Origin of the sequence: Vagococcus allomyrinae (genome assembly GCF_017829975.1) — a bacterium.
GTDB classification, from domain to species: Bacteria; Bacillota; Bacilli; order Lactobacillales; family Vagococcaceae; genus Vagococcus_D; species Vagococcus_D allomyrinae.
Genome location: NZ_JAEEGA010000001.1, coordinates 173,360 through 194,998, shown reverse-complemented (window position 1 = coordinate 194,998; position 21,639 = coordinate 173,360). Strand labels below are relative to the sequence as shown.

General features: G+C 38.0%; 23 protein-coding genes. 5 read left to right on the top strand and 18 right to left on the bottom strand.

Translation table 11 applies throughout. The features are described 5' to 3' along the window. The 4 genes from I6N95_RS00815 to I6N95_RS00800 are packed head-to-tail and all read right to left on the bottom strand — an operon-like array spanning position 1 to position 3,240. Complete coding sequence (locus I6N95_RS00815; protein ID WP_209524440.1) at positions 1-267, bottom strand: BMC domain-containing protein; 267 nt, start codon at positions 265-267, stop codon at positions 1-3. Then, complete coding sequence (locus tag I6N95_RS00810) at positions 267-917, bottom strand: BMC domain-containing protein (protein WP_209524439.1); 651 nt, start codon at positions 915-917, stop codon at positions 267-269. Before I6N95_RS00810 ends, I6N95_RS00815 begins: the two co-directional genes overlap by 1 nt. 33 nt (positions 918-950) lie before the next feature. Continuing rightward, the gene (locus I6N95_RS00805; protein WP_209524438.1) at positions 951-2,465 is read right to left on the bottom strand and encodes an aldehyde dehydrogenase family protein; all 1,515 of its coding nucleotides are present in this window, start codon (positions 2,463-2,465) and stop codon (positions 951-953) included. A 16-nt stretch (positions 2,466-2,481) separates the two neighbouring features. Further along, on the bottom strand, positions 2,482-3,240 hold the full coding sequence (locus I6N95_RS00800) for a class II aldolase/adducin family protein (RefSeq protein ID WP_347340518.1): 759 nt from the start codon (positions 3,238-3,240) through the stop codon (positions 2,482-2,484). A gap of 166 nt (positions 3,241-3,406) precedes the next feature. Between I6N95_RS00800 and I6N95_RS00795 the strand changes: the two genes are divergently transcribed. Then, positions 3,407-4,168: a DeoR/GlpR family DNA-binding transcription regulator gene (locus I6N95_RS00795; protein WP_209524437.1), complete on the top strand. Its 762-nt coding sequence runs from the start codon at positions 3,407-3,409 to the stop codon at positions 4,166-4,168. Positions 4,169-4,650: 482 nt separating this feature from the next. Here I6N95_RS00795 and mtnA read toward each other — a convergent pair whose 3' ends face one another. From mtnA to I6N95_RS00740, 11 genes are read right to left on the bottom strand one after another with little or no spacing between them, the layout of a single operon-like run. Beyond that, positions 4,651-5,709, bottom strand: a complete 1,059-nt coding sequence (mtnA, locus tag I6N95_RS00790; RefSeq protein ID WP_209524436.1) for an S-methyl-5-thioribose-1-phosphate isomerase — start codon at positions 5,707-5,709, stop codon at positions 4,651-4,653. Between the two features lie 19 nt (positions 5,710-5,728). Then, a complete protein-coding gene (gene mtnK / locus I6N95_RS00785) occupies positions 5,729-6,928 on the bottom strand; it encodes an S-methyl-5-thioribose kinase (RefSeq protein WP_209524435.1) in 1,200 nt (399 codons plus the stop codon). 13 nt (positions 6,929-6,941) lie between these two features. Beyond that, positions 6,942-7,934 carry an ABC transporter permease gene (locus I6N95_RS00780; protein ID WP_209524434.1) on the bottom strand — a complete coding sequence of 331 codons (993 nt, stop codon included), beginning with the start codon at positions 7,932-7,934 and terminating at the stop codon, positions 6,942-6,944. A gap of 1 nt (position 7,935) precedes the next feature. Next, positions 7,936-9,435 carry a sugar ABC transporter ATP-binding protein gene (locus tag I6N95_RS00775; RefSeq protein ID WP_209524433.1) on the bottom strand — a complete coding sequence of 500 codons (1,500 nt, stop codon included), beginning with the start codon at positions 9,433-9,435 and terminating at the stop codon, positions 7,936-7,938. 24 nt (positions 9,436-9,459) lie between these two features. Continuing rightward, the gene (locus tag I6N95_RS00770) at positions 9,460-10,560 is read right to left on the bottom strand and encodes a sugar ABC transporter substrate-binding protein (protein WP_209524432.1); all 1,101 of its coding nucleotides are present in this window, start codon (positions 10,558-10,560) and stop codon (positions 9,460-9,462) included. Positions 10,561-10,591: 31 nt separating this feature from the next. Then, positions 10,592-10,861, bottom strand: coding sequence for a EutN/CcmL family microcompartment protein (locus tag I6N95_RS00765; RefSeq protein WP_209524431.1), 270 nt, complete (start codon positions 10,859-10,861; stop codon positions 10,592-10,594). Beyond that, complete coding sequence (locus I6N95_RS00760) at positions 10,858-11,376, bottom strand: hypothetical protein (protein WP_209524430.1); 519 nt, start codon at positions 11,374-11,376, stop codon at positions 10,858-10,860. Before I6N95_RS00760 ends, I6N95_RS00765 begins: the two co-directional genes overlap by 4 nt. After that, a complete protein-coding gene (eutD, locus tag I6N95_RS00755) occupies positions 11,369-12,013 on the bottom strand; it encodes an ethanolamine utilization phosphate acetyltransferase EutD (RefSeq protein ID WP_209524429.1) in 645 nt (214 codons plus the stop codon). The genes I6N95_RS00760 and eutD overlap by 8 nt, the downstream gene beginning before the upstream one ends. A gap of 36 nt (positions 12,014-12,049) precedes the next feature. Further along, entirely contained in the window at positions 12,050-12,328 is a 279-nt protein-coding gene (locus I6N95_RS00750) for a BMC domain-containing protein (RefSeq protein WP_209524428.1), read from the bottom strand. Further along, positions 12,325-12,723: a BMC domain-containing protein gene (locus I6N95_RS00745; protein ID WP_209524427.1), complete on the bottom strand. Its 399-nt coding sequence runs from the start codon at positions 12,721-12,723 to the stop codon at positions 12,325-12,327. Before I6N95_RS00745 ends, I6N95_RS00750 begins: the two co-directional genes overlap by 4 nt. Before the next feature lie 21 nt (positions 12,724-12,744). Continuing rightward, positions 12,745-13,881 carry a 1-propanol dehydrogenase PduQ gene (locus I6N95_RS00740; protein WP_209524426.1) on the bottom strand — a complete coding sequence of 379 codons (1,137 nt, stop codon included), beginning with the start codon at positions 13,879-13,881 and terminating at the stop codon, positions 12,745-12,747. Positions 13,882-14,804: 923 nt separating this feature from the next. Between I6N95_RS00740 and I6N95_RS00735 the strand changes: the two genes are divergently transcribed. The 4 genes from I6N95_RS00735 to I6N95_RS00720 all read left to right on the top strand — a co-directional run bounded on the left by I6N95_RS00735 (position 14,805) and on the right by I6N95_RS00720 (position 18,746). Beyond that, positions 14,805-15,674: an AraC family transcriptional regulator gene (locus tag I6N95_RS00735; protein WP_209524425.1), complete on the top strand. Its 870-nt coding sequence runs from the start codon at positions 14,805-14,807 to the stop codon at positions 15,672-15,674. A gap of 85 nt (positions 15,675-15,759) precedes the next feature. Next, positions 15,760-16,926 carry an MFS transporter gene (locus tag I6N95_RS00730; protein ID WP_209524424.1) on the top strand — a complete coding sequence of 389 codons (1,167 nt, stop codon included), beginning with the start codon at positions 15,760-15,762 and terminating at the stop codon, positions 16,924-16,926. 26 nt (positions 16,927-16,952) lie between these two features. Further along, on the top strand, positions 16,953-17,825 hold the full coding sequence (locus tag I6N95_RS00725) for an alpha/beta hydrolase (RefSeq protein ID WP_209524423.1): 873 nt from the start codon (positions 16,953-16,955) through the stop codon (positions 17,823-17,825). A 24-nt stretch (positions 17,826-17,849) separates the two neighbouring features. Then, positions 17,850-18,746 carry an ROK family protein gene (locus tag I6N95_RS00720; protein ID WP_209524422.1) on the top strand — a complete coding sequence of 299 codons (897 nt, stop codon included), beginning with the start codon at positions 17,850-17,852 and terminating at the stop codon, positions 18,744-18,746. Between the two features lie 350 nt (positions 18,747-19,096). Here I6N95_RS00720 and I6N95_RS00715 read toward each other — a convergent pair whose 3' ends face one another. From I6N95_RS00715 to I6N95_RS00705, 3 genes are all read right to left on the bottom strand, one after another. Next, complete coding sequence (locus I6N95_RS00715) at positions 19,097-19,402, bottom strand: hypothetical protein (protein WP_209524421.1); 306 nt, start codon at positions 19,400-19,402, stop codon at positions 19,097-19,099. Between the two features lie 274 nt (positions 19,403-19,676). After that, on the bottom strand, positions 19,677-20,051 hold the full coding sequence (locus I6N95_RS00710) for a hypothetical protein (protein ID WP_209524420.1): 375 nt from the start codon (positions 20,049-20,051) through the stop codon (positions 19,677-19,679). 11 nt (positions 20,052-20,062) lie between these two features. Continuing rightward, complete coding sequence (locus tag I6N95_RS00705; RefSeq protein ID WP_209524419.1) at positions 20,063-21,559, bottom strand: transposase; 1,497 nt, start codon at positions 21,557-21,559, stop codon at positions 20,063-20,065. Positions 21,560-21,639 lie beyond the last annotated feature (80 nt).

Sequence of the window (21,639 nt, the reverse complement as noted above, 5' to 3'; positions counted from 1 at the left end):
TTACGGCAAAAAGTGAACAAGCTCCTCATGAGGCGATGGAATCACTTTTGTTGCGATTAACTCACCATTTGCTTGAACCACCTCAGCTCCAACTGCTACTGCTGCCTCTACAGCTGAAACATCCCCTTCAACAATAATTGTGACCAATCCTGAGCCAATTTTTTCTTTGCCTAAAGCTGATACATTTGCAGCTTTAAGCATCGCATCTGCTGCTTCAATTGCGACTGTTAATCCTTTTGTTTCAACTATTCCGATTGATTTTGCCATTAACGTTCTCCTCCACTTCTAATTGCATACCGCAGTGTTTCTGTTGTTGGATTATTTAGTTGAATTTTTGTCAAAATTTTATGATCATAGTTTCCTTGATGAGTTTCAGCATAATCAATCGCCGCCATTACTTGGCTTTCATCTCCTGTAAAAATCAGACTGATTAAACGACCACCTAGATTGAGTTCATGGTGAGCATAGCTTAAATTAAAGGATTTTAATAGATCATTACTCAAACTAAGTGCATTTACAAAATGCTGAACCTCAAAAATAGCCAATGAGCTTTCTTGAAAACTACTATCTAATACTTCTCTTTTAGACACGTATCGTTGTGGAATGACTTTTCCTGTTATTAATAAAGGTCTTAACCCCTCAGCTTCTTTGGAGACATAGCTAGTACTAATAACAGCTTTGGAGACATAATTTAAAGCCGTCTTTTCGCCGACAGTTAACGCGTGACGAACATCTGAAATCTCTCCTTCAAAAATCACTTGAACTGTCATTGGAATTTCTGCTGTTGCTTCATTTCGTGGATTGTTGCAATCAACGGCTAAGATAGTCACATCAACTTCCTTTGTCATCTGATCAATGACTGCTAGAGCCACGGTATGCCCTTCAACTTCAATCATCCCTATTGCTAGCTTCCCCATATATCGGTTTCCTCTCAACTCATTTAACTTTTTTTAAATTGATAAGCCACCTTGCCCAAGAACACAGCGGCGTTTACGCGAAAAGCTCTTTGCTGAAGTCAAGCCTTCTCCTGTTGGACCTGCGATTGACATCGTGGCATACCCTTCGCCTTCAAAGCCAACCCCTGCCAAGGATGAGGCATTCTTCACAAAAATAGTACTCTCAACTTCACGAGCAAAGCGAGTCAAATTATTAATGTTTTGCGAATGCATCACCGCTGTGTGGCGATTACCTTTTTCAGCCTTAACCGCTAGTTCAATTCCTTCAGTGACATCTTTTACTCGGACAATTGGCAATACAGGCATCATTTGTTCAAGCTGGACAAATGGATGATCAAACTCACATTCAAAAATAATCAATTTGGGTGAACCTATCTTCTGGATTCCTAATTCTTTTAAAAATAACTCAACATCTTTACCAATCCATTTTTTATTCATATGAAACTCTGTCGCTTTAGCTACTGAACATCCTTTTGCTCCTTGGCTTTCCTCTTTAACTAAAGCAAATGACATTAACTGTCCAACCTGTGCCTCATTTAAGAGAACAGCTCCTTGATTAAGCAGCTGATACACCAACTCATCAGCCGCTTCCTCAACAACGAAGACTTCTTTTTCAGCAATACATAAGATATTATTGTCAAAAGAAGCGCCTTTAATGATTTCTTTTGCAGCAGTAGCTAATTCAGCCGTTTCATCGACTAAAACAGGCGGATTCCCAGCACCAGCACCGATTGCTTTTTTGCCAGATTGCAGCAATTTTTTTACAAGTCCTGGACCACCTGTCCCAACTAGCAGTCTTATATCCGAGCTTTTAGTTAAAATATCTAATGTGTCCATTGTTGGCTGAGCAACCATTGTAATTAAGTTAGCAGGGCCACCAACAGCAACAATAGATTGGTTCAACAGCTTAACAATTGTTTGAGAGACCTTTACAGAAGATGGGTGGACATTAAAAACAACACTATTACCACTCACAATCATCCCAAGACTGTTATTCACAATCGTTTCAACTGGATTCGTAACTGGTGTTACTGCACCAATCACACCGTAAGGACTATACTCAACGGTCGTCAATCCATCTTCACCACTGTATGCTTCTACTTTTAGGTCCTCTAGCCCAGGAGTTTGAGTAGCGATTAACTCAATCTTTTGTAATTTATCTTCGTAATTTCCTAACCCAGTCTCTAGTACCATTTGACGCGCAAGTTCTTCCTTATGAGAAAGTGTAACCGTTCGCATTTCAGAAACAAATTTTGCTCGATTTTTTGTTCCAATGCTTCTTAATTCTTTTTGTGCTAGCTTAGCCGCCGCAATTGCGTCTTCCATAAAATTGAAAACCCCTAGCTCTTTTTGGCTAGCGTTCTCACTTTTTAAAAGCCCCTCTGTGCCTGAGCCTACTTCAACTTTTTTAAATTGTTGAACCTGTGTACGGTCTTTTCCTTGAGTGTATTCTTTAATCACATTGCGGACAATTGAATCTAAATTTTCATCAGTCATTGTCTTTCCCATTAGTTGTCACTCCTCCTTAAGATAATTGAGATAAAACAGCTTTCACGACATCTTCAATTAAAGCCTCTTCATCAGTTGCAACAGTTTCTTCTGTTCGACAAGGGGGAACACCACCAGAAGAAACACCCATATTTTCACGCATTTCAATTAAATCGCCTACTTGAGAACAGTTTAATTCATTTGCTTGATTAATAATTCTGCCTGTATACATCGTCATCATTGCAAAGTGCTCCAGAGACTCCATTCGATAATAAGCTTCAATAAGATCTTTCCCCCATGTCAAAGCACCGTGATTAGCTAAGAGTACGGCATTATAATCGATACAATAAGGGGCAATTGAATCTGGGACTTGCTGAGTTCCCGGTGTGGCATAAGGGGCAACAGGTACGTTACCTAATGTCACAACGGCCTCTGGGCACAGTGCTTGATTCAACGGAATCCCCGCAATAGCATATGAGGTGGCTACAACTGGATGAGCATGTACAACAGAATTAACTGTTGGATTTTCGCGGTAAACACGTAAATGCATCTTTACTTCTGATGATGGTTTCGCATTATCAGATAGAACATTACCATCCAAGTCCATCTTGACAATCATATCTGGCTGCATAAATCCTTTACTAACACCAGTGGGCGTACAAAATATCGTACCATCATCCATTTTCACCGATACATTGCCATCATTCGCAGCAACATAGCCACGATCATAAATCCGTTTACCAATTTCACAAATCATTTGTTTTACATGTGATTCTTCTTCATATCTATTTTTCACTTCACTATTCCTCCTAAGTCATTCTTCTATTTAACACCATTATCTAACTTCACCTTTGTTTAGTCAATAGTTTTCTTTGTTTATTTTTGTTCATTCTCTGTTTAAGCTATTTAAAATTTATTGTTTCATGCTATAATAGAATAAAACCAATAAAGGTGGGTGGCTCATGCTTCCAATTGTCCGAAAAGAAAAAATCAAAGAATTGATCAGAGAAAGAAAAAGCATCTCCGTTGTGGAGCTTTCTGAAACATTTAAATTAACTGAAGAAACTATCCGTAAAGATCTCAGCCAATTAGAAAAAGAAGGCTTTTTAAAGCGTACTTATGGTGGTGCCTATATTTCTGATGGGGTTCAAAATGAAATTGATGTCCAATTTAGAGAACATATTCATATTGAAGGAAAAAGAAAAATTGCCCTTGCCTGTTCCGAATATATCAATAATGGTGATTCTATTTTTCTAGATGCCTCAACCACTTCTTTATATATTGCCCAATCAATCCATGATAAACACTTAACAATCACGACTAATTCCCTAAAAATAGCCACAGCATTAGCGGATGAAAACAATATTAATCTCGTTCTAATAGGGGGGAATCTTCATCTTCCTTCGATGTCGCTTTTAGGGAAACAAGCCGAAAATAACATGAATCATTATTTCTTTGATAAAGCATTTATTTCGTGTCGTTTCTTAAATATTCAACACGAAATTACTGATTCAAATGAGCAGCAGGCAGAAATCAGACATACCGCTGTTCAAAGAGCCAACACAACTTATCTAGTGGCTGATTACACTAAATTTGATCGTACTGCCTTTAAAAAGATTTGCTCTTACGATGAAATCGACTTCTTAATAACAGATAATCAATTGCCAGAGGAATGGACTGATTTCCTATCTGAAAAAGAAATCATCTATAAAGAATGCCTTTAAATAAGAGCATAAGATAACAGTTCTATCACTTTCATAAACATAAGTCACGCCCTTGTTTTGTTTCACGTATATTATGCGATAAATGCGTTCCAAAAGTCTGCTCACTACGTTTTACTACGCTACGCTTCGTTGTCCTAAACTTCTAAATGCTAAAGCATTAAGAGTTGCCATTATTCTTAGTGCTTTAGCACTTAGAAATAATGGACATCGAAGTGAAGGCTCGGCAATTTCGATTGTTCGAGTTCTTCGAGATTAACCTTACTCTTAGCAGTTTACTGCTCAGAGATAAGGTATCGAAGTTTACGTAGTGCTCGGAGCAAAACGACTTTTGTCACAGCTCCTTTTCCTTTAGTTATCGTTACTCTTAGCAGTTCGCTGCTTAAAGTTAAGGAGTCACCACTCTTTTTTTCAAAAAAATACTTGTCAAAATCCATAATAAAAAGAATTCTAACAAGTATTAATTTCTTTTATGTTTAGTATAGTTAGACTAAAGCAAAGATGTTACTAATCGACTCTTCGTAATTTGGTTTTAAAATACCTTTTTCAGTGATAATACCTGTGATTAAGCGGTGATCGGTCACATCAAATGCTGGATTATACGTCTTAACACCAGCTGGCGCCATTGGTGTTTCATACCACATATCAGTGATTTCAGCTCCTGGACGCTCTTCAATCTGAATGTCATCACCTGTTTTACACTCAATATCTATCGTAGACATTGGCGCGCACACATAAAATGGGATGCCATAATGCTTCGCTAAAATAGCCACACCAGATGTGCCAATTTTATTAGCTGTATCACCATTCAGCGCAACACGGTCACAGCCAACAAAAATCGCATCAATCTTTCCTTCCTTCATCACTATTGACGCCATGTTATCACAAATCAAGGTTGTATCAATTCCTGATTCCACTAATTCCCACGCAGTCAAACGCGCACCTTGTAATAACGGTCTTGTTTCATCTGCATAAACAGAAATAGTCAAGCCTTTGTCCTGTGCGACATAGACAGGTGCCAAGGCCGTACCGAAGCCAGATGTTGCGATTGCGCCAGCGTTACAATGTGTTAATATCGTCATGCCATCTGCTAATAGCTCTGCCCCATACTCCCCAATTCTTTGGCAAACTGTTTCATCATCCGCTAAAATTTGATTAGCTTCTTGCAGTAGCGCCGCTTTAAGCTCAGGAACACTCTGATCTTTTTCAGTTTCTAATCGCTTAGCCATTCGATCTAGAGCCCAAAATAAATTGACCGCAGTTGGACGTGAGGAAGCTAAGTAGTCTTTTGATTGATTGAAATCTGCCACAAATTCCTCATAGGTAGTCGCCGCTGAAGCTTTTGCCCCTAAATAAACCCCATAACCAGCAGCAATTCCTATCGCTGGCGCCCCTCTTACTTGCAGTTTGTAAATAGCCTCCCAAATACTTTCTTGAGTTGTCAGATGTAAATACTCTACCTTTCCTGGCAATAATGTTTGATCTAATACTATCAATTCACTTTTTTCATCATCTAATCTTACTGGTTGTATCAATGCTTTCATTCTTATCCCTCACTTCTTTTTAGTTAAACAATGCTCGATAATCTTGACCTGATGTGAAGTTCTGACTCTCTTTAATTAGCTTCTTGCCAATCTCTAGCGCCTCTTTTTCCGCCAATAACCGTTGTTCTTCTGGCAAGCTCGTAATGTCTACCACATGAGCCAACCCAACAATTCGGCGAATGATTTCCGTTCCTGCAAACGAAGCTGTATCACGTAATAAGTTGGCTAAATAGACCTCTTTAAAGCCTTTAACCTTTGCCATTTCATCTGTTACTAAGTCGTCCCACTCTTGCTCATATAGTTCAATGAAACTATCAAGGGTTTCACCTAAGGTAACATCAATCCACTCTGAAAATTCTTTTGGTGCCTCTTCCGTGTATTTAGCATTCAATGATGACAAGATAAAGTGCGCTAAAACATTGCCGACATCATAGCCTGCTGGTCCATAAAAGGCAAACTCTGGATCGATAACTTTAGTTGAATCACTTTTAGCGAAAATCGAACCACTGTGCAAATCACCATGTATTAACGACTCTGTATTAGTCATAAAATTAAATTTCAATTTAGCCACAGCTAATTTCAACTCAGCGTCATTCCAAATACTTTGCTGAACATAGTCTCTAGTAGGTGCCAGCATATCATTTCGCTCGCAATCATAATACGGCTCCGTAAAGACTAAATCTTCAGATATCTCACATAGCTCAGGATTGATAAAGTTTTTAACCGCTTCTTTTTTCTCTTTATGCGGCATCACAACATCTGATGTTGGTAATAAGGTCTCAACCATAAATTTAGCAAGCTGTTTGGCGAGAGCTGGATAGATTTGATACTCTAATAAACCTGTTCTTAAAATCACATGATCTGATAAGTCTTCCATTGCCGTACAATTCATATTAGAGTCATAATTATAGACTTCTGGAACACCTCCACCCGTTAGCTCATACTGCATTTTCAAAATTTCAGATTCAATCCGATTACGGTCTGGCGATAATTTTATATCAGCAGAAATGCGAGCAATTGGGCCGGCCTGTTTAATAATAACCGACTTACCAGAGACTTGATCATAGACTTTAAAGATGTAGTTAAGATTGCCATCGCCAATTTCAACGCAAGCTAATGATGTGCTATCATCAAAAAAGTCTAATACGTCAATCGCATAGTCAATCGCATCTTGTTCGTTGAATCTAAAATATTCTTGTGTAAAATCTTTTTTTGTCATCCTGTCTTCCCTCCTATTTTTTCCGATAATATGTGAGCGTTAAGGCAAAGGCTAAAACAATTCCCTTCACAATATCCATGGCATAATATGGCACAGACATCATTACTAGACCATTCTGCAAGATCCCTATAAGAATTGCCCCGAAAAGTGTGCCAATAGCATTAGCTTTTCCTGATCCCCCAATCGAAAGACCGATATAAGAGGCCGCCACTGCATCCATTAAATAAGGGGCACCTGGATTAACTTCAGCTGTCATTACCCGCGATGCCAAAATAATCCCACCGATAGAGGCAAAAATCGCAGATAAGACATAGGCCATAATCCGATAACGATCAACATTAATCCCTGATAACCTAGCAGCTTCCATATTCCCGCCGATAATATACATGTAACGTCCATGTTTAGTATAGGTTAAGAAAATATGAACAATAATGACAATTGCAAACATTATTATGATAATCCAAGGGACTTTACCGAATTTTGAAAACAAGCCACTAATTGTCCCTGGTGCTGTTTGACCATTGGGCATAATCATTTTCTCTGAAATCATCGCGCCCTTACTATACGTTAAAGAAATTCCCTGATAGACAAACATCGTGGCCAATGTCATTAACATATCTGGTATCTTGACCTTAACAATCATGAACGCATTAATTAATCCCAAGACTATTGCGACTGTCAAGGCCGCCAGAATAGCAACAAACGTGTTTTGCTGATGCCAGACAAACATTGAAATAACAATCCCAACAGATACCGAAGCAACCGAGCCAACTGACAAGTCAAAGCCACCAACTGTCAATGAAATCGTCATCCCGATAGCAATAACCGTCACAATTGAGATTGACCGTAGAATTGTCACAACGTTATCTTTCGTAAAAAAGCTATCTGAAGCGATGCTAAAATATATGACTAATAATACGATAGTCAAAAAGGTGCCATACTTATAAATAAAGTCCATTACATTAAACTTTTTCTTTGCTGATTTTGTCACTGTTGCTTGTTCCATCCTAATTCCCTCCTGTTGAATAATACAGAAGTTGCTCTTCGTCTACCGTATTTGTGACAACTTCTTTTACAATTTGACCGTCATACATCACATAAGTCCGATCTGTTAGCCCAAGTATTTCTGGAAATTCGCATGTTGCATAGATAATCCCTTTACCTTCAGCAGCTAATTGCACAATCAATTCAAAAATATCCTTTTTGGCTCCAACGTCTACTCCTTTTGTCGGCTCGTCAAAAATATATATTTCTGAATCAACCGTTAGCCACTTACCAATTGCTACTTTTTGTTGATTTCCACCTGATAAATTTTTCACTTGAGCATGAATCGATGGCGCTTTTACTGACAATTGATCAACAATAGATTGAGCATTTTTTCTTTCACCTGAAAAATTTAAAAAGGTCTTTAACTGACAAAATTTCGTCAAATTAACAACGCTTGTATTTGTGGTGATTGATTCTTCCACTAATATGCCTTCTTTTCGCCGTTCTTCCGGAACAAAGGCCAATTTATTTTTTACAGCCCTATTTGGTGAGGTATTTTTTATCGGCTTTCCAGCTAACTTCAACTGCCCCGACTTCATTTGATATTCACCAAACAACGTCTTACACAACTCTGTTTTACCTGCTCCAACCAACCCCGATATGCCAATTATCTCACCGCGCTTAACTTCAAAACTTATATCTTTAAGATAGTCAGCATCTGATAACTCGATGACCTCGAACAAGGTTTCACCGATTTCCACTGTTCGTGCTGGAAATTGATCCCCCATTTTTCGGCCAAGCATCAGTTCAACAATCTCTGCTTGGCTTGTCTCTTTAATTAACTTTTGAGCGACAAACTTCCCATCTCTCATGATGGTAATGTCATCACAAATTTCAAACAGCTCCGGCAAGCGATGAGAGATAAAGATAATAGCAACGTCTTTGCGTTTCAGTTCATTCACAATTCTAAACAATTCCTTTGTTTCAGAATTACTCAATGGGGCAGTTGGTTCATCTAAAATCAAATACTTACATTTAAAAGAAATTGCTCGAGCAATTAATACCATTTGCTTTTCTGCCAAACTTAACTCAGACACTAAAACCTTAGAATTTATCGCTAATTTCAAATCATCTAAAATTACTTGCGCTCGCTTATAAATATCCGTCCAATTAATAATGCGATTTTTCTCTTTGATTAATACCAGTTCATTTAACAGGATGTTCTCCGCCACTGATAAGTAGGGAACGAGTGCCGTATCCACCTCTTGATAAACAATTTGAACGCCTAATTCTTGAGCATCTCGGGGGTTAGCAATCGGACATTTTTTCCCATCAATATAAATCTCACCAGTATAATGTGTATATGAGCCTGCTAATACTTTCATCAATGTTGATTTGCCCGCTCCATTTGCTCCTATCAGAGCGTGAACTCGTGAAGATTCTGTTGTAAACTCTACATCATCAAGCGCCTTAACACCTGGAAACTCTATTGATATATCTTTCATTTCTAGTTTTGACATAGCTAACACCCTCACCCATTTTTATTATTTCTTGTTTACATCCTTTAGATCTTTCATCCAATCTTCAACAAAATCCGTTGATTTACCCCAACCATCAACAACATCCGCTAAGTTTTCCATCGTCACATCAGATCCATGAGCTTTCAATTGTTCTTGGGTGATCAATGTTGGCTTAATGGTAAACTCTGCTGGTGTTTCTTCTTCAGCTATCTTCATCGCTAAAATTCGCAAGTTTACTTCACCAATCAATTTAGGATCACAAGCCGCCGTTGCTACCCAGCTACTATTTTCTGCTTGCATCGCTTGTAAATCAGCATTAGATACATCAATACTAACTAGAGTGACATCGTTTCTATTAGCTTCTTCTAATGCGCGATGTGCTCCCATCCCAAAAGCATCCCATGTGGCAAAAATCCCATCAATCTTCCCTTTGCCGTATTTGGTGAGCATCGCTCCAACTGCATTCTGTGTTTGAACAGTTGTATCTGCCGCTACCACACCATACCGGTCTAATTCTTTATAGCCGGGATTATCAGCTAAGAATGCCGTATAAATCTTGTTACGCTTAACCATTGGTACTAAGCCATCCACCCAAAGATAAGCAAATTTTGCCTCATCTCCTAGTCGTTTATGTAATTCCTGTAACGCTAGATTTGCCAATTCTTCATCATTTTGAGACGTCATCGTTACCCCTTCAATGTCAGCAATATCTGCCACTGAATCAAATGTCACAACTGGAATGCCTTTATCAACCAGCTCTTTAACACCTTGTGCCGTCGCAGCATCATCACCATGAGAAATAATAACCCCATCATACTTTTTGTCTCCAGCCTGCTTAATGGCATCATGGAACTTTGCAGTGTCACCATTTGCTGAATACGTATCAACAGTAAAACCTAATGCTTCACCTTCTGATTTTGCCCCTGCCAAATATTGCGCAGTATGGTCGTCACCACCAATTTTTCTAATTACCATAATTTTGATGTCTTTTTTCAGTTTTTCCGGCGTACTTTCTGGAAATTCGCTTGCTTCTTTTCCTTTTTCACCACCAGAGCCGCATCCTACTAACATCACGGCAACTAATACACTTATCAATCCTAGTAACCATTTTTTATTAAGCTTCATCGTAATCCTCCCTATTTTTGTTCCCATATTGTTAACTTTCAACTGAATCGACAATGCCAATAATAGCTGCATCTACAGGTATCTTACTCTCCATTGTCTCTCTACTCACGGCCAATCTTGCCGAACTTCCCATCGTTATAATCACCTGATCTCCTTGACCAGCCCCTACAATATCAGCAGCAATAATAGATGTCATAACCGATTTTTTTTGTTCTACAGCAACAACCATTAACTTTAAGCCATTCAACTTCTCATCTTTTCTCGTTGCCCAGACACTACCCGTTACGGTTCCAATAATCATTTGCCACCTCTCCCAAGTTCTAAGCTAATATTTTTACTGCGCAAATAATCTTGTGCCAATGGCGTAAAAATATCTTGTTTTTTAGCCAAAAATGGCTCTCCTTGTGACAATTTCAGCGCTTTCATTTTCTCTAACGTATAAACTGTTTTTTGATCCTTCATCAATTGCTTAGGTTGTTGATCTTCAACAACAACCAAACCAACTGATAGTAGTTTTTTCAACTGCTCGTCCAGCTGCCGCCCTAACAAAATAGGCGGTTTTATTGTTAATTGGAGATATTCAACCCGACTTGCCTTAACAGTTACCTCTTGCCTCTTGATTAGGCGGGAAAGAATTCGCTCTTCGGCATCGTCCTTAGGCGCACATTGTGCCAATCTTCCCATCATGCCTATTGATAAATAATCAAGGGTTGCCTCACTCTTTTTTTGATCGGCCAATAACGTTTGCTGGTTCAATTGACGATAAGCTTCTTTTACAATTTTTATCAGTAACTCTTGATTCAGTTGCTCAGTCACTGGCATCACTCTTTTTTATAATAATTCCTTTTAGTCCCGCAAAATGACCACACGCGTTTGCCTCATCGTAATCAATGTGCATAAAAGTCGAGTAATCTGGACTAACTCTTACTAAAACATCGTCAAATACAATCGGCCGCTCAGACATCACTTTGACCTGAACGATTTCTTTATTCATCAATCCCCAACGAGTCGCATCTGTTTCAGTCATATGAATATGCCGTCTAGCGATTATTAAGCCCTTATCTAATGACAGAACATGTCCATTACCTAAAAGGATGATTCCCGGAGTCCCACTAATGTCCCCACTCTCTCTTAATGGAGCAGAAACACCAATCAAGCGAGCATCCGTCAACGAAATTTCAACTTGTGACTCTGACCGTTCTGGGCCCAATATCACCACGTTTTCCAAGCTTCCTTTGGGCCCAACAATCGTTAATCGCTCTTGACAAACGTATTGGTCTGGCTGCGAAAGTTCTTTGACTTTTGTCAGTTGATAACCTGCCCCAAAAAGCTCATCAATGGCTTGTCGACTTAAATGAATGTGCCTACCACTCGCTTCTATCTCTACTGACGGTTTATTTGTTAATTCTTTTTTGACCGCTGTCACTATTTTTTTTAACAGCTCATTATCCATTAGTTAAGCACACTTCCCTCCACTAACCCGATTGACTTATTTCTCTTTTGGTAAGATAGCATCCACTTCTGAATGAGGTCTAGGAATTACGTGAACTGACATTAATTCACCAACACGCTCTGCCGCTGCTGCTCCTGCATCTGTCGCTGCTTTAACTGCACCAACATCACCACGAACCATGACTGTAACCAATCCTCCGCCAACTTGTTCTTTCCCAACTAATGTTACATTTGCTGCTTTAACCATTGCATCTGCTGCTTCTACTGCTCCTACTAGTCCTTTTGTTTCGATCATCCCTAAAGCATTTGTATTCATTTTAATTCCTCCACTTTCGTCGTTTTATTTGTTGTTTGACCTTTTTTACTAATTTCTTTTTTCACTACTGTTTCTTGTTCCACTATTTCCAATACGGGCTGCTTTTTCTCCACATTTTTTGAGTTCCCAAGCTCCATTTGTAACACTGATTGATCAATTCGTGGAATAACATGACTACTGAGTAAGCAGCCTAATTGATTAACTTCTGCCTCTGCGGCTAAAACCGCCGCCTTCACGGCCCCTACATCACCACTAATTTCTAGTGTAGATAGCCCTCCTTTAATTTTTTCAACATTAATAATGTTGACATCTGCTGCTTTAACCGCTGTATCTGCGGCTGCAACAATGCCTAAAAAACCAGTTACTTCGATTAAACCTAATGCCCCATTCCGCATACTACCCCTCTTTTCTTTTGACTAATAAGATAACCACAGCAATTGACTTAACTCATCAGAATTTGGAATCACTGGATTAGTTAATGTGCACGGATCAGTCATGGCCGCTTCGACAATCACCTTTTCATACTCTACTAATACAGCTTTTGGTAGGCCATATTCTCTAAATCCCTTTGGTAGATTAAGCTGTTGTCTTAACTGATCAATTTTTCGCAATAAATTTTTTACAGAAAGTCGATCATTTGATCCTGACAAATCAAGGCGAGCAGCTAATTCAGCATATTTTTTTAATATATTAGCATGAGCTTCTCCTTTTTTGACTAGCAAGCCACTATTGTACTGGATGACTTGCGGCATCAAAATCGTATTTAATCTACCATGAGGGATATGCAGTTTGGCTCCTGCGGCGTGGGCAAGACTGTGATTTACTCCTAGTGATGTTGTGTTAAAAGCCATTCCTGCCATACACGACGCGTAATGAACTTTTTGTCTAGCTTGGACATCATCACCATTTTTGTAGGCTAGAGGTAAATAACGACATAATAGGACAATGGCTTTCTCGCATAAAGCATCTGAAAAATCACTGGCCTTAGTCGAGACATAAGCTTCAAGAATATGTGTTAGCACATCCATCCCTGTATCAGCCGTAACTTCTTGTGGCATCGTCATGACGAAATCAACATCTAAAATTGCCTCGTTTGGTTGTATGGAATCTGAGACAATCGGATACTTTATGGTTGATACCTCATCTGTAATAATAGAAAAATTTGTTACCTCTGATCCAGAACCAGACGTACTTGGCACTGCAATCAATCTTAATTCTTGCTGATTATTCAATTTTTCCGCCACAAACTTAATGCCCTTTGCAACATCAATCACAGAACCACCACCTACACCTAAAATAACGGTTGCCTGACTTTCCTGTAGCATCCCTACACCTGTCGATATCGTTTTAATCGGTGGATCTGGCAGAACTTGATCAAACACTGTGTATTGGTTATTTTTACCAATAATTGCCAATAGTCGAGCGAATCCCGACGACTCCTTTAAATAGTTATCAGTAACTATCAGAAATCGTTCTGACCTATATTGTTCTAAACTAGTTAATGCTCCTTGACCCGAAATAATTTTAGTTGAGAAGATCGTTTCGTTCCTCACCTAGTCAAACCTCCTATAAAAAACAGTCTATCGATTTCTTCGACCTTTTAATGTATCCCCTTTCATTTAATATTAACGAAAGTATATCATCAATTTAAGCAAATTTCAACAACATTTTATTTTGTTTTTCTTTTATTTTCTTCATTATTCTTTGTTTTCAGACTATAAATAACAAGTTGCAAAAAAGATAAACAAAGATAAAATAACTTTAATATCGATCAGAAAGCGTTTTACAACTTTTTGGGTTTTATTATAAGTTAACAGATAAAACAAATAAATAAGTTATCAACATTTCTTTTTCAAATAAGACCAAATAGACACTCTCATTTACACAATTCCCAATATTTGGTTTTACAACCTATACTATTAGAAAAAAACCTTGCCTTGCTTAAGCAACATTAACAAATTTTTTTTGTCACCTGAGTCAACCATTCGTCGTTATCCACTCTAATTTAGCAGATGATGAACTTACAAATCTACCCGAATTAAAGTTCCACGATCCACTGGTCAGGTCACTGTCAAAATTTCCTGAGCTCAGTCTGATTGCTTCCCCGCCAGTTTTGACCACCTCTTTTTCCCACTTGTAATAGGCGCGTTGATATCTAAGTTATACAGCATGCCTAGACGGTTAACTCTGGATGGTCGGTTCGATACGCCAAAACTGATTATCTGAATTCCTTTGTCTGTTGAGTCATTAAGAAACTCGTTTTAGCTTCTTTTAGCATGTTTCAACTCTCCACGTTTAACTATTCTTACTTTTATACCAACTCTAAAATACTATTTTATTATGTTAATAAATGATAACTATTGTACAATAGCAATAGAAGATTACTTGATTTCTGTTGTCTTTTACTTAAAGTTTCCCCCAACAAAGAGACTTCATCTTCATCATAAAACAAATTAAATGACAAGGAGGTACGGATATGTTTCATCATGAAATTGTTGACGTAACAAAAGACGAGCTTCCCTTTAAGCTCATTATTCATAAAAATACAAGTGCAACAATCCCTAAACATTGGCATCGTTCATTTGAATTAAGTTTTACAATCAAAGGTAAAATTGACTCCTTCATCATCAATGGAAAAGAGCAAACACCCGTTAGTGGGACAATTTTGGTTGTCAATCCAAATGAAGTACATAGTATTTCTGGAACCACAAAAAAAGGAGAGGATAATGTGGCCCTTTCTCTTTTGATTCCCTACTCATTTATGGCAGAGGTGATCAGTGATTTTCCTTATCGCTTTTATCATCTCCCGTCAAAAGAAAAACAATCTATTACACAACGTCATTCTTACAAACAGGTTCAGCAAGCCTTTCATGCGCTCTTTTTTTGTATGGAGAAACCAACAGATAACATTCAGCTCAAAATTTTTAGTCTTGTATACGAAATTCTATATGAGCTATCTGAACATTTTTCAACGATTAGCTCTGTAAAAAATGATTTGCAACAAACAGATTCCAATGAATTTGAATGGATTGACAGTGTCATAATTTATATCCAACAATATTTTACTAGTCCATTAAGCGTTGGAGAGTTGGCAGATGCCTTTCATCTAACACCTAGCTACTTTTCACGCAAATTTAAAAAATATATGGCCATGTCTGTGATGGATTATATTACTGAAATTCGGTTGCAGGAGGCCTTTCAGAAAATTATTCATACGCAAAAAAACATTCAGGCAATCTCAGATAGCTGTGGCTTTCCAAATCACAAATCACTGATTCAAGTATTCAAAAAAACATATGGTCTTACCCCTGTTCAGTATCGAAAAAAACAAATAAGTCATAAATAGCCAAAATAATGGTCAGTTTTCAACCTTTTTTTGTTAACGTTCACATTTATAATTCAATTAACAAAAGAAAGGTAGGTTCCTGATAATGAAAACAAAACAACAACAGTCAATTTTTAAAATTTCTCTACTATCTATCTCTGTCTTACTGATGTCGGCACCCATTATTTCCGCAGCATTACCTTCCATGATTGACAGTTTCCCGAGTCAATCAAAATCAGCCGTTGAAACATTATTGACAATTCCTAATGTTGGTATCATCTTGGCACTGCTGTTTAGTCCTTTTTGTATTCGGATGATTGGCAAAAAAAAGACGGTATTAGTAGGATTAGTCATCGCATTAATTAGCGGCCTGTTACCTGCGCTAATTAGCAATTACACATTAATACTAGGAGCCAGATTTATATTTGGGATTGGAATTGGGTTGTTTAACTCGTTAGCTGTTAGTTTGTTAGCAGAGTTTTATGAAGGGGATGAGCTTTCAACGATGATGGGGTTTCAATCCATGGCTGGATCCCTAGGAAGTGCTGGACTGTCCTTCTTTATTAGTTATTTAGTCACCTTGGGATGGCAGCAAACATTTTGGGCATACTTGATTATTTTACCCGTTCTTTTCTTATTTGGATTCTTTGTACAAATTCCTGAATCCCAACACACACAGACAACTGCCGAAGTTCAAACTGAAAAAATTTCAGTTAACCTGCCAATCGTTGGACTATCTGTCTTAATTTTTTTCCTGTTTTCTTTTTTTATGGCTTCGGTTATCAAGCTTCCTGAATTTATCATTCACAACAATATTGGTAGCGCAAGTAGCGTATCTATCATTACTGGATTGAGCACACTTGTAGGCATTCCAGTTGGGATGTTTTACGGAAAAATTCATCAGCTATTAAAACAACAAGTTTTACCCATTGGGCTGTTCATTTCTGCCATTGGTTTCTTTATTGTGAGCCAGTCAAGTAATTTACCTATCTTGTTAATCGGTGTCGGTTTTTCAGGCGTTGGCTTTGGCTTAGCTGTTCCTTTTATTTATACCTGGACAGCCCTTGTTGCGGACAAGCGCGCGATAAATTTTGCCTATACATGTTTAATTATTGCGACAAATATTGGAGTCTTCTTCTCACCAGTTCTTTTAAATACTCTAGGGAAATTATTTGGCAATACGTCAGCAGACTTTAGTCTATTCATGGCAGCTCTCGGATTTTTATGTATGTCACTTATCATGAGCATCAAGCTCATCTTCAAAAAAAAATAGTAGTAAATAACTAGGAGGAAAAACAAATGATGAAAATAGATATTCCAACAATGCGAACACAAATGAGTGAAGGTGATCAGAAAAGAGATGCAGGATTAACTGAGCCTGATACGATTACAGCGATCAAAGAGTTAACTTACGGCCCTCACGGCATTGAAAATAAATTTGATATCTACTATCCAGTTGGAACAACCACTTGTCTGCCAACAATTGTCAGTATCCATGGTGGAGGTTTCTTTTACGGAGATAAGGAACTGTATCGCTTTTACACCATGTATTTAGCAAGCCAAGGCTTTACTGTCGTGAATTTTAACTATCGACTTGCCCCTACGCATCACTATCCTGCACCATTAGAGGATACCAATACGTTGATGAACTGGTTACTCATCCACGGAAAAGACTATTACGTTGATACTGAGCGATTATTTTTAGTTGGAGATAGTGCTGGTGGACAATTAGCAGAGCAATATTCAACACTTACAAGCAACCCTGACTATGCAAACTTAATGGACTTTACCGTTGCCAATGTTCATTTTAAAGCAGTAGGCTTAAACTGTGGTGCATACTTTATTGGACAGACTGATGCCATCAATCAGGATTTCCCATTCTATTTTGGTGAAACAATTTCGGAACAAACTGCGAAACAGTTTCCAGTGGAATCTTATATTACTGCTGATTTTCCACCTGCATTTATCACCACAGCTACCCATGACTTTTTAAAAGATGTCGGCGAACCTTTAGCGAATATCATTCGCTCAAAAGGAGTAGCAGCAGACTTTCATCTTTACGCAAATCCAGATGGTGAAGAGCTGCATCATGTTTTTCATCTAGATCAACGAAATCCTATTGGGAAACAATGCAATGAGGAAACCTTAACTTTTTTCAGAAATTTTCTTTAATTTACACTTTTGGGAGGTAGAAGGATGAACTATTTATGCGCAGATATTGGTGGCACATTTATAAAATTTGGATTAATTGACCATTCAGGGAATTTCCTACATCGATGGAAAAAACAAACCCCTCGCTCATTGGAGGAATTCCAAGCTCTTCTGCTTTTTGAGGTTCAAAGTTATGAAGCATCTATTAAAGGAATTGGTATAAGCTGCCCTGGGCGCGTAGACACTAAAACAGGCTATATCCATACAGGAGGTGCACTAGAATTTCTGTATGACTTTCAAATAAAAAAATGGCTGTCCCAATATACTTCCCTCCCCTTTTCTCTCATCAATGACGGAAAAGCAGCTGCTCTATCTGAATGGTGGATTGGCAATTTGAAAGACATCGAGAATGGCGCAGCCATTGTTCTTGGTACAGGCATCGGTGGTGGATTAATCTTAGATAATCATCTTTATAACGGGGCTCATTTTCAAGCAGGTGAACTAAGCTTTATGATTCAAGATCATTCTGCGACAGCACCTACTCAATTACTAGGCTATTCCAGTTCATCCGTTCGATTTATTCAAAACGCAACCACCTTGCTTGGCGTGTCACAAGACGATTACCACTCTGTCTTTGCAAACATTGAGGCCACTCCCCCTCAGCCATTAGAAACACTATTTGAACAATACTGCTCCTCCATTGCTCAATTAATTATAAACTTACAAGCCATTTTAGATTTAGAAAAAGTGGTTATCGGAGGCGGAATCAGTTCGCAGGATAGCTTAATACGAATGATTAACCAACAATACAAAAAACTTCGCCAACAAGAGCCGTTGCTAAATCAAACAATGGCACCACTACAAATTGATGCCTGCGCTTTTCGAAATTCAGCCAATTTGTTAGGTGCACTCTATCAGTTGTTACTAGATATGGAAGCATAGAAGTCAAGGCAAACTTAAGTTGGATCAAGCGTCACAAGTCTCCAAAATGACGAAACAAGTTCAAGGTTATTTCTATCCTAAACGAAACGGAAAAAGATTTGTTTTAAATAGTCCATTAGTGCTAGTATTGCTTCCATTTTTCATTTTAGAGTATTGGGAAAAGCTAGGAATTCATATATAACAGTGTTCCTAGCTTTTACTTTGTTATTATCTATCTGACCTTCCAAAGCACGACTTTAAAATCCATAGCTAGGAGCTCTTAGTATACTAGAATATCTAGGACCTAACGGGCTCTTTTTTTGGGATAAAACAGAATAGTTTTCAACCTCTTGGTGCGCCATTTTAAACAGTTACTTTCGAATTAAACTCCACAACTTATCATTTAATTCACCAATAGGTTTATTAATCGCCACTCTCTCAGCAGGGTCATTCTTCCATACATGATAATCAGTCAAACCACCTCTTGGAGGAAATATATCCGTAGCAACACCATTTATCTGTTTTTCTTTTTCACCTTCATCTACATTGGATTTCACAATATCTTCAATCTGTTTCAGTTTTTCAATTTGGTAGTTAATACTTCCATTATTATTATTTTTCAATAAAGGAATTAACTGCTGGGTCACTTCTTTTATTTCTTGCTCTTTTTCCATCATTTATCTTTTCTCCTTTACTTCAATGGCTTCACATCTAAAACATTTACCCCTTTTTCAATGTTCCAAGGCTCTTTAATGAAAATTTGATTATTATCCAGGCCACCTTGATAAATCCCACTTTGAGGACCTAAGCATCCTCGCCAAAAACATAGCAAAAAAGCTCTTAGTAAACTAGCAAGGTTAGATACTAATAAGCTCTTTTTCACTTATCAAAATGGAATGCTTTTCAATCCTTTGGTGCAGTATGTGGTGCGCTATTTTGATTGCGTCATTTTTACATTGTTTTCAAATATTCTATCTCTTCGTCGGTCCATTTCTCATGAATTAGATTATCTAGTTTACTTAAATCATCAAATATTTTATTCCATCTTTTCGATTTTTTTACTGAACAAACATTCCATTCTGCCCCATTTATCATATCAAAAATTTCGTCGTTTATACTTTTGGATATATCATAAATATTTCCATCAATTATGCCTTCATTCACTAATCTATCTAGCGTATATGGTCCTAAATAGGCCACTACATCACTTAAAAAGTCTTCAAAAATATACTCATAAATTTCTTTATGAGTCATATTTCCCATGTTGCGTATCTTTAGGCTACTTAAAAAACCACTAAATGATTCCCCAATCGTTAATTGTTTCAAATTTTCTCCCCCTATTCTATTATCACTAATGTCGCACCATCATTTGGTGTTGGGACATAATTATCGTCTGCTCTTATCACTTTTACTTTTCCAGTTTTCCCAGAGGAAAAACCATAGTATGCTCCCACATGAATCCCTTCTCCTGAATGGTAAAACACCATCCCATCCCCTTTATTAATAAATTTCCAGCCCTTTCCAGCAGAACCATATGTATCTTCAATCCATCCTGAGCCCAAGATTGACTGAATTTCCTTCTTTGTACTTCCATACAAGCGTTCAGGACTAACAATAATATCATTGAATGAAGTAGGCTTCCATTGAACGTTCTGAGCACCATACTCTTCTTTAAAATAATTGTTCCAATCTTTTCCGATCATTGGACTTTCAGCACCCGTATATTTCGGCTTACCAGTACTCGACGCTATCCGATAGGAGGCATACGTAAATCCTAATATTTGCAATGCTTGAGCTAATTCCGATTCTGTTGTCCAAGTATACACATCTTCAACAACCTGAGAAGTTGCCACAATGCCTTTTATAGCTCCTTTGTACTCATCTCCTGTTTCAATATTGAGGCCTTGTTTAAAGCCTTCTTTAACCTTCTTATCCCAATCTTCTAATGAAATAAATTCAAACATTGAAGGATCTAGATGTTCACCAGCCTTTTTCAAATAACGATACAATTCTTTGTTTTTGACACCTTTGCCATCTTTCATTAGCTGCCAAAATACTTTTGGGTTGCCATTTGCATCATATATAACTTTTGCGTAGATATCATAGTCTTTTAGTTCTTCAACTTTTGCTGAATCAATTCCTTTAGCTCTATTATCTCGTATAACCCAAGAATCAGCAATCGTTGCTGTCCACTTCATTTTATCAGATGGAGGCGTTACAAATCTACTCAAATTAGAGTTCCACGAGCCATTGGCCAGGTCAGTGCCTGCCGTGACAGCCGCCTTTAATGCCTTTATCTTCGAAAAGATCATAGGTGATGTCGCATTAAACTCCAATAAGTCATCAAGCTTCTCTTGTAGCTTTCTTTTGACCTGTTCATATGTCGCCATCAATGAGTGATTACTTGACATTCGAGAAGCGATTGACCCGTCCAAGGTGCCATTTTGTTGTTGGCGAAACAGCAACGAATGAAGGCGATCTTGTAACTCTGATAATTCAGCCGTCAGTCGATTTATTCGGGCGATCTTCTCCCTCAAATCAGACTCTTTCAAATCGCCACTATCTACATTCGCTAAATACTCTTCCGGAAACTTCTGACAAGCCTCCATGACAGCTTCTGATAAAAGAATCCCACCTCTTGATAATGGTTGCAGCACTGATATAAAAAACTGTTTAGCTGAGTCATATGTTGCTCCCGTCAGCATTGGGCTAGTTGATACAAAACTATCGATCGCCCTCTGTAGTTCTTCATACCCCTGTATTTGCTTCTGGCACATCTTAGTCACACTTGATGCTTGACGTTGAGACGATGACACATACATATCAACACTCATAACCTGATTTTCACCTCTTTTTAATGAACGTTAATTGAAATAATTGTTTCAATCATATCGAATAATGAGGCAAATGTACA